Origin of the sequence: Virgifigura deserti, assembly GCA_003576685.1 — a bacterium.
Taxonomy (GTDB): domain Bacteria; phylum Pseudomonadota; class Alphaproteobacteria; order Dongiales; family Dongiaceae; genus Virgifigura; species Virgifigura deserti.
The window spans coordinates 206,458-218,999 of the sequence record QOZR01000001.1 but is presented as its reverse complement, the minus strand read 5'-3'; the positions used below and the strand labels follow the sequence as shown (position 1 = coordinate 218,999).

Here is a 12,542-nt window from a genome sequence, read left to right as displayed (position 1 = left end):
ATGCTTGGAAGGTCACAAGTCGGAGGCGGCAAGCCTCCGCAGGGAGGGGACGAGCCCATGAAGTCGATTGTTCTCGGCGGCGGCGTCATCGGAGTCACGACCGCTTACTACCTCGCAAAGGCAGGCCATGAGGTGACGGTGATCGATCGCCAGCCGGCCGTCGGGCGGGAGACCAGCTTCGCCAATGCCGGGCTGATCGCCCCCGGACATGCCTATGCCTGGGCCTCGCCGCGCGCGCCGAAGATCCTGCTGCAGTCGCTCTATCGCGAAGACACCGCGCTGCGGTTCCGGCTCACGGCCGACCCCAGACTATGGGCCTGGAGCCTTCGCTTCCTCGCCAATTGCACCGCCGCACGCAACCGCGCCAACACGGTGCGCAAGCTGGCGCTCTGCCGCTATAGCCAGCAGGTCTTGATCGCACTGCGCGAGGAGACCGGTCTCCGCTATGACGAGGTGACCCGCGGCTGCCTCTATCTCTATCGGGATCCGGCGCATTTCGAAACCGGCATCCGGAATATGGCCGTGCTGAAGGGTCAGGGACTGACGCTTCAGGCCATCGACCCCGAGCGCTGCGTCGAGATCGAGCCGCAGCTTCGGCATATCAAGGACAGGCTCGCCGGCGCGATCTATGCGCCGACCGACGAAAGCGGCGATGCGCTGCTCTTCACCGAACGTCTCGCCCGCCGGTGCGAGGATCTCGGCGTGACCTTCAGGCTCGGGATTCGGATTACCGGGCTCGAGGCCGATGGCGACCGGATCGCGCGTGTCGTGACGGAAGCCGGAGAGGTCGTCGGCGACAGCTATGTCCTGGCGCTCGGCAGCTACAGCCCCTTCCTGGTTCGTCCGCTCGGGATCGCCCTCCCCGTTTATCCGATCAAGGGCTATTCGGTCACGGTTCCGATCGAGGAGCAGCATGAAGCGCCGACGGTCGGCGGCGTCGATGAGGGCCATCTCGTCGCCTTCGCCCGCATGGGCGATCGCCTTCGGCTCACCGGGACGGCGGACTTCGCCGGCTACGACACCAGCCATGCACCGGAACACTTCGCCGGCTTGCTGCGGGTCGCGCGCGAGCTATTTCCGCGCGGCGGCGCCTACGACAAGCCGGGCTATTGGGCCTGCCTGCGGCCGATGACGCCGGACGGCCCGCCGATTCTCGGCAAGGCGCGGCACGCCAATCTTTGGTTCAACACCGGACACGGCCATATGGGCTGGACCATGGCCTGCGGCACCGCCCGCATCACCGCCGACCTGATCGGCGGCCGAGTGCCGGAGATGGATCTGTCAGGGCTCACGCTGGAGCGGTATTGACCGAGCGCGGGAGCGCCGTATCGAGAAGCGTCCCCTTGAACCCGTCTCGGCGCGATGCCGGCACGATGTCCCTCAGTCGAGGAACACCGTGCCGGCGCCCGCGCCCTAGCCGCGGGGGCTGCGGCTAGCTCGTGGCGAAGCCGAAGTCGCCGTCCACCTGCGGTGTGACGCCGAGGAGCGCGACGTCATCCTGTCCGGTCTCCGGCGTTACGGCCGTGTCGTCTGTCGCGGTGGCGAGATCGCCGCCGCTCGCAGCGTCGAGGAGTTGCTGATCGTCGACGCCGCCGCTCTCCTCAACGGCGCCCTCTCCGCTGAGCGACGAGAAGTCGAGGGTCTCCGCGTCGGTCTCGCCAGCCAGAAGGCCGCCCACGGATTGACTTAGGGCATCATCCTCGTCCGCGGCGACGGCGCCATCGGTTGAGGCTGGGTTGCTCGCCAGGTCATCGCCGGCATCCGAATCCTCGGACGCCGATCCGATCTCGGCATCGGCGTCGGCGGCGACCTCGGACTGGACTTGGCCATCAGCATCGTCGTTTGCGATGTCGGCGTCTGCGGCAGCCAACACGCTCAGATTGACCGCCGGCCCGCCGATATTCTCGAAATTGACCGACGACGCCTCGGACAGGTAGAAATTCGAGCCGTTGGCGACCTCGATGGCGGCATCTCCGTCCGCCGACGCCCCACTATCGTCGATGGCGAGATCGGCGATCGCGAAGTGATTGGAACCCTCGATCCGGAGAGCGGAACCTCCTTCTGCCGTCGAGTCTTCATCCGCCGGGTCTTCACCCGCTGGGGCGTCGTCCGTCACCTTGATCGTGGCACCGTTCCCGTCGATCTTGAAGTTCGCCGCATCCTGCAGCAGCAAGCCCTCAGCGACGCTATAGGTTTGATCGGATTCAAGATTCAGCGTGCCGCCATGCTCTTCGAGATAGTCGAGCGCCGACTGGATCGCAGCAGTGTCGTCGGTACTTCCATCACCTTTCGCACCGAATTCTGAAATATCGACGGCTGATTCTGAGATATTCAGATGTTTGTCGAGATCCTGCGACATGGCATTTGTAGTTTCTGCGTTCATAACGCCTCCGATATGGAAGGAAACGACCAAACGGTATACGCTCTAATACCTTACTGCCGGTGTTTGGTCGGTAGACAGCAATGCCAAATTCTTTGTTGCCTGTGTGTGGCATTATCGGGTGGAAAAAATGAACGGTTGCGCCCCAAACGATCACGGAACCATCACCGGGGTTTCAGGTTCACTCGATGCGCTTTGATATCGTGCGCAGTGGCAGCGGCAACGAGGAACAGCTGATCCTCGATAGGCGCTCCAATCAGTGCCACTATCTGGAGACCTTCATGGCCGTCGACACACCACGAGCGCGCAGGAGCAACACCCCCGCCAACCGCCTACCAGGCAGGGCCGGCATCCTCTCGATTGCTGCGGTCACCGCCACTGCGGCGGTGGCGCTCCTCGTCCATGCCCGGGCGCGCCGGGCGGAACGCGAAAACCCGCCGCTTGGCCGCTTTCTGGAGATCGACGGGGCACGGTTGCACCTCGTCGATCAGGGGTCGGGCGAGCCCGCGGTCGTCCTGCTGCATGGCAATGGCGCCATGGTTCAGGATTTCGCGATCAGCGGCGTTTTCGGGCTTGCGGCCGAGCGTCATCGCGTCCTCGCATTCGATCGGCCGGGCTATGGCTACAGCACCCGACCACGGACCCGGCTTTGGACTCCCGCGGCGCAGGCAGAGCTGCTGCGCGAAGCGTTGCGGCGGCTGGGTGTCGAGCGGCCCATCGTCGTCGGCCATTCCTGGGGGACTCTCGTCGCGCTGGCGCTCGCGTCGCGTTATCCGGCCGAGATTCGCGGCCTTGTTCTCCTCTCAGGCTATTATTTTCCGACGCCTCGGCTGGACGTGACGCTGGTTTCGCTGCCTGCCCTGCCGGTACTGGGCGACCTGCTGCGCTATACGATCGCGCCGCTGCTCAGTCGCCTGTTGCTGCCCCGCCTCCTCCGGCAACTCTTCGCGCCGGCCCCGGTACCGCCCCGCTTCGCTGCCGGCTTTCCCTTCGGCCTTTCCCTGCGCCCTTCGCAGATTCGGGCGAGCGCCGCGGAAGCGGCATTGATGATTCCGGCAACGATAGCCCTGCGCCGCCGCTATCGGGCGCTGCGCATACCGGCGGTGATCATGGCGGGGACTGGCGACCGGCTGGTCGACGTCGCACGGCAGTCGGCCCGCCTCCCCCATGCGCTGCCGCACGCCGAGTTCAGACCGGTCCCCGGCGCCGGACATATGGTTCACCATAGCGCGCCGGAGCGGGTGCTGGCAGCGATCGACGCCGTTGCGCGCTCTTAGAGCGTGACCACCCGCACTGCGAGCGCGAGCAGGATACAGCCCGTGATGCGGTCGATCAGCCGAGTGCGGCGGCGGAACCGTTCGAGCAGCGCGGCCTGGGACAGCGCCAGGGCGACGACAGCGTACCAGATGCCGTCGATCCCGGCGGCAGTAGCCCACAGGATCGCATGCTCGCCCTCGCTCATGCCCGGACGCACGAATTGGCTGAACAGCGCCAGAAAGAACACGGCAATCTTCGGATTCAGGATCGAGATAAGAAAGCCGTCTCGCGCCGCTGCGGCAATGGAGGCAGGCCGCTCGTCCGCGGAAGCAAACGCCGCTGCCTCACCGGAAGACCGCAGCGCCTTGATGCCGAGCCACGCCAGATAGAGGGCACCGCCAATCGTCAGCGCCCTGTAGATCGTCGGGTTGTGCGCGACGACCACCGCCAGGCCGAAGCTGGTCAGCAATGCGTAGAAGCCGATTCCGAGCGCGTGGGCGAGCGCGGTCGCCATGCCATGCGCGCGGGAGTTCACCAGGGTGTGCCGGGCCACGACCGCAAGGCTGGGCCCGGGCGACATCGCACCGGCAATACAGACCGCCGCCAGGGATACCCAACTCGTTAGCGTCATTCAGCCTCTTTCCCAAGGCGGCCGCGTCGCTCAAACCCGAAACAACTGCCCCAAGCCTGCTACCGGCTCCGCATAGCCGGCGAGCCGCAGGCAGTGCCAAGCGAGCGCGTGGTTGCTGGAGGTGACCGGCTTGCCGAGCTCCGCCTCCACCGCCTCGACGATCGCGGCGACCCGCAGGCTGGTGCAGGACACGAACACCGCGTCGACGCCCGGCTCGCGGCCGAGGTCGAGCACGGCCTCGCGGATCGACGACATCGCGATGCGCGCAACCTCGTTATCATTCTCGTGATTGAACGAGCCCATCACCGGCACCGCGATATCCCGCGCCTCGATGAAGTCGCGCAGCATAAGGTTGACCGATTCGACATAGGGTGTCAGCAGGGCGATGCGGCGGGCGCCCAGCCGCTTCAATCCCGCGAGCGCCGCCGTGATCGGCGTCGTGCAGGCGACGCCGGGCCGCGCCTCGCGGATGCGGGCGAACACCGCCTCCTCGCCGATCACCACGCTGCCCGAGGTGCAGCCATAGGCGACGACGTCGAGAGACGTGCCTGGCAGGATGACCTCGGCTGCCGCCGCGATCCCCCGCTCCATCTCCGCAAGCGTCGTCGGATTGATCTCGGCCGCGTTCCGGATCCGGCTGTGATAGACGGTAACACCGTCGAGGCCCAGCATCTGCCGGAACTCATGCTCGATCGTATGGTCCGTCGCCAGCACGACCAGGCCGATCGCGGCCCGGTGGCCGATTCCAGTGTCGAGGGTGAACGGCATGTTGGTCCGGCTGACCACACCTCCGTTGTCGATCTTGCGCAAGGCTGCTTCCGTCATGAGCGGTCTCCCTCGGCGCCCGTCTACCGGCAGTTTAGGTCAATTTTTTCCACCGGTCATTGAACTTTCCCGACATTCAGGACGTTGGGTTTCTACGGATATTTCCAGGGGGGTGCGGAAACCGGCAGCTACGGAGAGGCGGTCATGAGGCTTGTCAGCATTCTACCTGTGGTGATTGTGGCCGCTCTTCCGATCCCGGGCTTGGCGCAATCCGAACGGGACGACATGCTCGTCACGGCCGTCGTCTACAGCCCGCTTCCCGAAAGCGCCGCCTTTCGCCTGCGGATGCGGGACGATACGGAGTTGAGCCATCAGATCAGGCGGCTGGTCGCGGCGAGCCTCGAATCCCGAGGCTACGCCGTGCGCAATGACGCACCCCTCGTTATCGACATCGAAGCGGAGGTCTATCGCCCACCCGTCCGCGAGTATGACGGCATGGGAGAGATCGATATCGATTCCGGGGGGCTGGAAATCACGGTCAATCTTTGGTCTTCCAATGAGGACAGCCTGTTGCGGCGCCAACGCAATCCCGACCCCCTGCCCGATCGGGAGTTCCGGATCTCCCTGGCGATCCACGGCGCCGATCATCAGGGGCATATCTGCCGCTATCTCTGGCGCGGTGAAGTCGCCGAGCTGCGGCAGACGGATACGCCGGTCATCGCCAGCCGCAGGATGGTTCCGGCCCTGGTCGCGGCCATCGGCGAAACCGTGACGGCCGCGACTCTCGCGGAGCATTGAGGCGTCAGCCCTTGGACTCCTGCGCTTGATGGATGAGCTGATAACAGGGGCTGTCCTCGCCAAGTCCGAGTTCGACCATGGGCAGGAGCGCGGCCAGCGGAGTCAGCAGCACGCCGAGCGCCGCAGCGGCGGCCCCGCGGGCGACCAGTGGGCCGGGATCGACGCCGAACTCGGGGCTTGCGAAGGTGCCGGTGATGTTCACCGGCGAGCGTGCCGAGAGCAGGCTCGGATCCTTCGGATGGGCCTCCATCCCCAGTTCCATCGCTTCGGTCCCGAGATCGATCGCCCCCTCGACGGTAATGTTTGTGTCGGTCGTGTCGATCACCGCCGTCTTGGTGCGCATGAGGCCGTCCCTGACATGGAAATCGGCGACGACGCAGCGGGCGGCGACCGGCTGGTCCTCGGTCAACACAAAGCCGAGCGCTTCGGCGACGTCGATGCCGGCGACCTCCAGCAGCAGGTTGCTGAACTTGCCGCCGCCCATCACGATAGCGAGGGAGCCGTCGCTCGAACCGAGGATTTCGGCGAAGCTATTGCCTTCGCCGGTCAGATCGATGTGACCGCCGAACGTACCTCCCATGTCATTGGCGAACTCGGACTCCTTGAAGAATTCCTGGAGATTCAGTTGGCTGATCCGCAGGTCGGCCCTGACCGAAGAGACGGCTTGGCGGCCGTTGAGGATCAACCGCCCATCCACCGTGCCGCTGGCGATGCCGAAGCTTAGGGGGTCGAGCACGAGCCTGCCATCCTCGAGATTCAGCTTGGTTTGCAGATCGTCGAGCGGCAGGCCGGGGGCGAGGACCTCCTCGCCGGAAAAGCTCACCTCCATGTCCATGGCGCGCAGCCGCTCCAGATTGACCGGTTGATCCGGCAGGACGCGCCCGTCGTCTTCCTCTTCCGCCTTGTCGTCCGGCGGCGCGCCGATGAAGCCAGCGAGATCGTCGAAATCAAGCTTCTGCGAGACGAGGGTGGCGCGTGCGACCGGACGCTCGCCGCCGACGTCGAGGGAGAAATCGCCGGACAGGTCGCTGTCGCCGACCGTGCCGGAGAAGCCCTTGAACGCCCAGACATCGCCCTCATGGGTCAGCTTTCCGGACAGGGCATAGACCGGCGTCGGTGGAATCGGGATGCCGAAGAGCGGGAACAGGTCGGCGAGATCCTGGCCGCGCAGATCCATTTCCAGGTTCGGCCCGGACATCTTGAGCGGGTCCTGCAGCGTGCCGTCAACCGTCAACTTCGTCTGTCCGACAGCGGCGTTGACCGAGACCGGATATGGTTTGTCCGTCTCGCGCAGCGCCAGCAGCGCACCGGCCGTCACCTCCAGCGTGAAAGGCTCGCCGGCGAAACGACCATTGCCACGCAGCGTCGTCTGCTCCGCACCGCCGGCCGTGCCGACCGCGGTGTTCACCTTGCTCGATATCTCGATCTCCTGGGTCGGATCGTGGTAATCGAGCGTTCCGTCGTCGATCACGAGCTTGCCGATGACCGGGAACTCCTGCCGCTCATCGGGCGCTGTCGCCTCGACCGCCGTTGCCGCCGCCGGATTCTCGCCGAACGTCCAGTTCGCCGTCCCGTCCGCGTTCTTCTCGAGCAGGACCTTCGGCCTGATCAGCCGCACCTCCGGCAGCGTCACGCGCCCCCGCAGCAGATCGAGGAGCTTGATGCTCACCTCGGCGCGGTCGATGGACACCATGTCGGGCCTGCGGCCCCACTCGGTATTGGCAACGCGGAGCTTGTTGATCCGGATACGGGGAGTGAGCGACCAATCGATCTCCACATCCCCGTCGATCGCAACCTCACGCCCCGCGGCCGCGCTCGACCGTTCGACGATCTGGTTCTTGATGAATGGCGACGTGACGAGGAAGTAGATGCCACCGGCCAGCAATAACAGCACAACAAGCAGCCCGAGACCGACCCACTTCAATATGCGCATGGACCCTGGTCACTACCTGCTGTTTCAATATGCTGAAAACACTTGTCATCGGTTCGGGTTCCCGGTGCCTTAACCGTGAGGCGCTATGTGAGGTCGCGCGGCACGGTGAAACTCTCGGTCTTGCCAAACACCCGCCGATCGCCCTCATAGGCATCCAGATTCGCTGTGACCTGAAACGCGGTCGCCGTCAGGCAGATCGAGGTTCGCGTTTCGGTCCTCACCCGCCAATCGCCTCGTCCCAGGCCCTGCCGATAAGCAATGTCGCCGCGGGCCGACAGCGGATCGCCGGCTCGAACCCGGTAGGTCTCGACGGCCGACGAGTCGACGTCGAGATCGATGGCCTCCATATGGAAGGCGCCGCTGTCCTTCTCCATCACTATGCGCGTCTCGCCCGTCGCGAGATCCTGCGAGACGGTCCGCTGCGTCCGGTCCGGCCGCAGCGTCCGGGCGGCGAGCGGCGGCGCCCCCTCCGGTTCGGCGAAAGCAGGCAGAAGGTCGTCCTCCGGCCGCGGCGGACGCACCGGCAGATCGAGCCGGCCCGCGCTTGCGAACAGGGTCAGCGTCACCGGCTCCGGCTCCGGCGACGGCCACATCTGCGGCCAATAGCAGGTCGAAACCGCGAGGCGCAGCCGATGCCCCGGAAGGAACCGGTGCGCAATGTGGTTGAGCGGAATCGCCGTCTCATACCGCCGCCCCGGGGTCAGCGGCTCTGGTGCTTCATGGCTGTTCCAGTGGGTCAGGTTGAACAGGCTGTAAGTCACCCGCGTCGAGGCGCCGTCGGGCGCCACGTCACACAGCCGGACAGCCACGCTCGCCACCGGCCGATCGACGCTGAATGCCAGCCGGGCGACAGGCGGGCCGAGGATCTCGAGTGCCTCCGACAGCGGCGTCGAATCGAAGCAGAGGGACCGACTATCGTCCTCCCGCTGATCGGTCGGCAGATCACCCCCCGCCCCGCCATAGGAGCACCATTCCAGCGCACCGACGCCGGTCTCCTGCGGCGAGCAGATCGTCAGCGGTCGCTCCGCCCCCGGCGCATCTTCCAGCCTGCGATCGTTGAGGTAGAGCGGTCGCTCGGTGATCCGCGGCGATGGCCAGCCCGGTTCCGCCGCCCATCGCCCTGGACGCTCGGGGCTGAACGGCGCCGGCGGATAGCTGTCATTGATCCAGACGCGGTAGGCCGGCTCGTCCATCATGCCGGTATCGATGCCCTTCAGCCAATGATCCCACCAGCGCAGCACCTCCTGCAGGAAGCCAATCGACGGGCCGGGGCAGGAATTCTGCGGATAGGCGTGCCCCCACGGCCCCGCCAGCCCCTTCGCCGGCACGTCCAGCCCTGCGAGGAGACGCGGAACGGCATTGGAATAACCGTCCTCCCAACCGCCGACGGCATAAACCGGACAGGCAATCCGGCTGTAATCCTCGCAGACCGAACCGTGTTTCCAATAGTCGTCGCGGCGTTGATGGGCCAGCCAGTCGCGTAGCCATAGCCGGGCATTGTCCAGCCGCATCATCCAGATCTCGCGCCAGCCCTCGCCGACGATCTTCGGATCGGGGGGCAGCGAGAGATAGGCGAACATCGCCGACGCCCAGGCGAAATTGTCGTGCAGCATGCAGCCGCCCATATAGTGGACGTCGTCATGGTAGCGATCGTCCGATGCCATCACAGCGACGATGGCCGTCAGTTCCGGCGGTCGCCGCGCGGCCACCTGCAGCGCATTGAATCCGCCCCAGGAGATTCCCCACATGCCAGCCTTGCCGTTGCACCAAGGCTGTGCCGCGACCCAGCGGATCGCCTCGACGCAGTCGTCATGCTCCTGGCCGGTATATTCGTCCGGCAGCACGCCATCGGACTCGCCGCTTCCGCGCAGATCGACCCGCACCGCGGCATAGCCGTGCCCGGCGATATAAGGGTGCATCTCGGCATCGCGCCATGCCGTCCCGTCGCGCTTGCGATAAGGAAGACATTCGAGGATCGCCGGGACCGGTTCGTCTTCGGCATTCTCCGGCAGCCAGATCCGCGCCGCCAACCGGCAACCATCGGACAGCGGGATCCAGAAATTCTCGATCTCGCGGACGGGACGAGGGAATGCCTCAACGACCTTCATTTCTCCCCCTGTGGTTCCAAAGACTCATAGCACCAGAAGCAACAGCAGCGGCAAGGTGGCGAAGGAGATCGCAGTGGAGATCACGACCATGCCGGCGACCTCCTCCGGTGCACGGCGATAGAGCTGGGCGAACAGATAGCTGAACACGGCCACGGGCATTGCGCTTTGGACGATCAGCACACCGCGCGCCACACCGGATAGGTCGAAGGCCCAAGCGACGACAAGCCCCGTCGCCAGGCCGATCCCCAGCCGACCCAGCGACAGAACGAGGCTGCGCCGAATGCTGATCACCCGCAGCCGCGCCAGCGCGACGCCGAGCGCGATCAGCATCAGCGGAATCGTCAGGCCGCCGAGCAGGTCGAGCGTGTTCGCGAGCCAGCCCGGCACCGGCGTGCCGGTCGTCAAGAACAGCAGTGCGAAGCCTACGGCATAGAGCTGCGGCATCCGCAGCAACTGGCCGGGCGCGAAGGTGCCGGCGGCGATGCCGATGCCGAGCGTGAACTGCAAGGTCGAGGCGATCGTGAAGAAGACTATGGCGAAAGCCAGGCCGGTATCGCCGAATGCGAAGAGGCAGAGCGGCAGCCCCATATTGCCGGAGTTCGGGAAGATCAAGGCCGGGAGAAAGGAATGCAGCGCCAGCCCGCTCCATCGCAGCGCCAGGATGCCGATCGCGGCGAATCCCGCGAAGGCAAGCAGCGTCGCCCCCGCCATCACGCCGACCGCCTGCAGGTCGATCTCGACGCTGGTCAGGGTCGCGCCGATCAAGCAGGGCGTTCCTACCGATGAGACCAGCGCCGTCACGAGTTCGACGTCGAACGGCCGCTGGAGCCGTCCCCAGACGAAGCCGATCGCCGCGCAAATGAAGATCGGCGAAATGATCGCCGCCATATCGGAATACACGGAAGCCCCCCGCCGGATGCCCGGCCCCGCCCTCATGGTTCGACAGGCTCACCCATGAGGTCTTCTCCTCATCCCGAGCCCCTCACACCGCGCCCAGGACAGTGAGGATTAGCAGCTATTCACACCGGGTTGAAGCACCGGACGGACATGCCCGCCCAGCGGAATTAATCAGCGGATTTAACCGATTGTCCCGGATCGGGGTCTAGGCGATGCTTCGAATCCCATAGTAATCCGAAGTCAAGACAAGGGAGATAGTCCATGGATAAGAACGAGTTCCGCGACCGGCTGGCCGAAAGAAACTTCTCGCGGCGCCAGTTCAGCACGGCTCTGGCTTCCGCCGGCCTCGCTCTGGTGACGCTGCCGGTCTGGTCCCGGCGCGCCGCCGCGGAAGGCGAGATCGAGTACTTCACCTGGTCGGAATATGAGAGCCCCGCTTTTCACCAGGCCTATATCGAAAAATATGGCGGTTCTCCCAGCATCAACTTTTTCGGCGAGGAAGAGGAAGCGCTGCAGAAGCTGCGCGCCGGCTATACGCCGGACGTCACCCACCCCTGCACCTATTCGGTCGGACGCTGGCGCGATGCCGGAGTCATCAAGGCCGTCGACACCTCGCGCCTGCAGCATTACGCCGATATCTGGCCGAAGCTGACGACGATCGAGGGCACCGTCTTCGACGGGCAGCCTTTCTTCGTTCCATGGGACTGGGGAAACTCCTCGATTCTCTACCGCACCGACCTTGTCGAGGTCGAAGAGGACAGCTGGTCGCTGCTGTTCGACGAGCGCTATGCCGGCCGGCTCGCGACCTACGACTCGGTGGATGGCGCCGTTATCACGGCAGCGCTCACGCTCGGCTTCGACAACCCCTTCTCGATGAGCGACGAGCAGTTGACGAAGGTCGCCGACCTGATGCGCGAGCAGAGGCCCCTGCTCCGTTACTACTGGACGGACAACACCGCGGTCGAACAGAGCCTCGCCACCGGCGAGCTGGTTGCCGCCTATGCCTGGAACAGCTCCGTGGTGGCGTTGAAGCAGCAGGGCCTGCCCGTCCGCTACATGAACCCGAAGGAGGGTATCCTGACCTGGGTTTGCGGCTTGGCACTGGTCAAGGATGCTCCGGGCGACGAGCAAGCGGCCTACGACTTTATCGACGCCATGCTCGCCCCGGAAACCGGCCAAGCATTGATCGACCAACTCGGCTACGGCCACTCGAACCGGAAATCGTTCGAGCTGGTAAGTGCAGAGCGGCTCGATGAGCTCGGCATCTCCTCGCCCGAAGCCCTGTTCGCCCAAGGCGTCTTCTTCCAGCCCATCGAGCCGGCGCTACGCGAGAAATACGTGACCATGTTCGAGCGGGTGAAGGCCGGCATCTAAAGCGGTTTGAAACGGGTCTGGAGGTAGGGGCGGCCCTGCGCGGCCGCCCGAGCAGCGGCGACGGGCCTAGAGCCTGATCCGATCACATCGATCCGATGTGACCGGTGAATCAGTCTCGAATTGTTTGTATGAGAGGACGATTCTCCGATCAGGTTGGATCAACCTGATCGGATCGTACTCTAGCGCGCCGGGTGGGGATCGTCCGTGCTCGATACGAGCGTCAGCCGCGCGCGATCCCGCGTCGCATCGCTTGCTTCCACGCCGTTGGAGGCACGGCGTCTTGTGTCGCCTTGTGCGAACAGCGCGACATTCTCGCCTTTGGCCCTGAGGAACTCATCGAGAGTCCTGAGGCGCCGCTTCAGGTACGGGCTGACGTTCATATTCCTGCAATCTTGATTG

11 protein-coding genes are annotated in these 12,542 nt (G+C 65.1%); 4 read left to right on the top strand and 7 right to left on the bottom strand.

All coding sequences use genetic code 11. The features are described 5' to 3' along the window. The first annotated feature begins 57 nt into the window (after positions 1 to 57). On the top strand, positions 58 to 1,308 hold the full coding sequence (locus DT069_RS01135) for a D-amino acid dehydrogenase (protein ID WP_119458424.1): 1,251 nt from the start codon (positions 58 to 60) through the stop codon (positions 1,306 to 1,308). A gap of 124 nt (positions 1,309 to 1,432) precedes the next feature. On the opposite strand, the gene DT069_RS01130 is transcribed toward DT069_RS01135, so the two are convergent. Beyond that, positions 1,433 to 2,383, bottom strand: a complete 951-nt coding sequence (locus tag DT069_RS01130) for a glycosyl hydrolase family 28-related protein (protein WP_119458423.1) — start codon at positions 2,381 to 2,383, stop codon at positions 1,433 to 1,435. A gap of 185 nt (positions 2,384 to 2,568) precedes the next feature. On the opposite strand from DT069_RS01130, the gene DT069_RS01125 reads away from it, so the two are divergent. After that, on the top strand, positions 2,569 to 3,657 hold the full coding sequence (locus DT069_RS01125) for an alpha/beta fold hydrolase (RefSeq protein WP_425449915.1): 1,089 nt from the start codon (positions 2,569 to 2,571) through the stop codon (positions 3,655 to 3,657). On the opposite strand, the gene DT069_RS01120 is transcribed toward DT069_RS01125, so the two are convergent. Continuing rightward, positions 3,654 to 4,268 (bottom strand): LysE family translocator, encoded by a 615-nt coding sequence (locus DT069_RS01120; protein WP_119458422.1) that lies wholly within the window; start codon positions 4,266 to 4,268, stop codon positions 3,654 to 3,656. The two genes, DT069_RS01125 and DT069_RS01120, sit on opposite strands and share 4 nt — an antisense overlap. 30 nt (positions 4,269 to 4,298) lie before the next feature. Continuing rightward, positions 4,299 to 5,093: a maleate cis-trans isomerase family protein gene (locus DT069_RS01115; RefSeq protein ID WP_119458421.1), complete on the bottom strand. Its 795-nt coding sequence runs from the start codon at positions 5,091 to 5,093 to the stop codon at positions 4,299 to 4,301. Between the two features lie 144 nt (positions 5,094 to 5,237). On the opposite strand from DT069_RS01115, the gene DT069_RS01110 reads away from it, so the two are divergent. After that, positions 5,238 to 5,831, top strand: a complete 594-nt coding sequence (locus DT069_RS01110) for a hypothetical protein (protein WP_119458420.1) — start codon at positions 5,238 to 5,240, stop codon at positions 5,829 to 5,831. Positions 5,832 to 5,835: 4 nt separating this feature from the next. Here the strand turns inward: DT069_RS01110 and DT069_RS01105 are convergent, their stop codons facing one another. The 3 genes from DT069_RS01105 to DT069_RS01095 form a co-directional block, all read right to left on the bottom strand. Beyond that, complete coding sequence (locus DT069_RS01105; RefSeq protein WP_119458419.1) at positions 5,836 to 7,764, bottom strand: AsmA family protein; 1,929 nt, start codon at positions 7,762 to 7,764, stop codon at positions 5,836 to 5,838. 83 nt (positions 7,765 to 7,847) lie between these two features. Next, complete coding sequence (locus tag DT069_RS01100) at positions 7,848 to 9,872, bottom strand: CocE/NonD family hydrolase (protein WP_119458418.1); 2,025 nt, start codon at positions 9,870 to 9,872, stop codon at positions 7,848 to 7,850. A 24-nt stretch (positions 9,873 to 9,896) separates the two neighbouring features. Then, positions 9,897 to 10,772: an AEC family transporter gene (locus DT069_RS01095; RefSeq protein ID WP_425449914.1), complete on the bottom strand. Its 876-nt coding sequence runs from the start codon at positions 10,770 to 10,772 to the stop codon at positions 9,897 to 9,899. A 258-nt stretch (positions 10,773 to 11,030) separates the two neighbouring features. Between DT069_RS01095 and DT069_RS01090 the strand changes: the two genes are divergently transcribed. Beyond that, entirely contained in the window at positions 11,031 to 12,143 is a 1,113-nt protein-coding gene (locus DT069_RS01090) for an ABC transporter substrate-binding protein (RefSeq protein ID WP_119458416.1), read from the top strand. Positions 12,144 to 12,322: 179 nt separating this feature from the next. On the opposite strand, the gene DT069_RS24475 is transcribed toward DT069_RS01090, so the two are convergent. Continuing rightward, on the bottom strand, positions 12,323 to 12,523 hold the full coding sequence (locus tag DT069_RS24475; RefSeq protein ID WP_162912902.1) for a hypothetical protein: 201 nt from the start codon (positions 12,521 to 12,523) through the stop codon (positions 12,323 to 12,325). Positions 12,524 to 12,542: the final 19 nt, after the last annotated feature.

Coding starts and splice junctions, on each gene's coding strand:
- DT069_RS01135 (WP_119458424.1), top strand. CDS start 58: ATGAAGTCGATTGTTCTCGGCGGCGGCGTCATCGGAGTCACGACCGCT.
- DT069_RS01130 (WP_119458423.1), bottom strand. CDS start 2,383: ATGAACGCAGAAACTACAAATGCCATGTCGCAGGATCTCGACAAACAT.
- DT069_RS01125 (WP_425449915.1), top strand. CDS start 2,569: ATGCGCTTTGATATCGTGCGCAGTGGCAGCGGCAACGAGGAACAGCTG.
- DT069_RS01120 (WP_119458422.1), bottom strand. CDS start 4,268: ATGACGCTAACGAGTTGGGTATCCCTGGCGGCGGTCTGTATTGCCGGT.
- DT069_RS01115 (WP_119458421.1), bottom strand. CDS start 5,093: ATGACGGAAGCAGCCTTGCGCAAGATCGACAACGGAGGTGTGGTCAGC.
- DT069_RS01110 (WP_119458420.1), top strand. CDS start 5,238: ATGAGGCTTGTCAGCATTCTACCTGTGGTGATTGTGGCCGCTCTTCCG.
- DT069_RS01105 (WP_119458419.1), bottom strand. CDS start 7,764: ATGCGCATATTGAAGTGGGTCGGTCTCGGGCTGCTTGTTGTGCTGTTA.
- DT069_RS01100 (WP_119458418.1), bottom strand. CDS start 9,872: ATGAAGGTCGTTGAGGCATTCCCTCGTCCCGTCCGCGAGATCGAGAAT.
- DT069_RS01090 (WP_119458416.1), top strand. CDS start 11,031: ATGGATAAGAACGAGTTCCGCGACCGGCTGGCCGAAAGAAACTTCTCG.
- DT069_RS24475 (WP_162912902.1), bottom strand. CDS start 12,523: ATGAACGTCAGCCCGTACCTGAAGCGGCGCCTCAGGACTCTCGATGAG.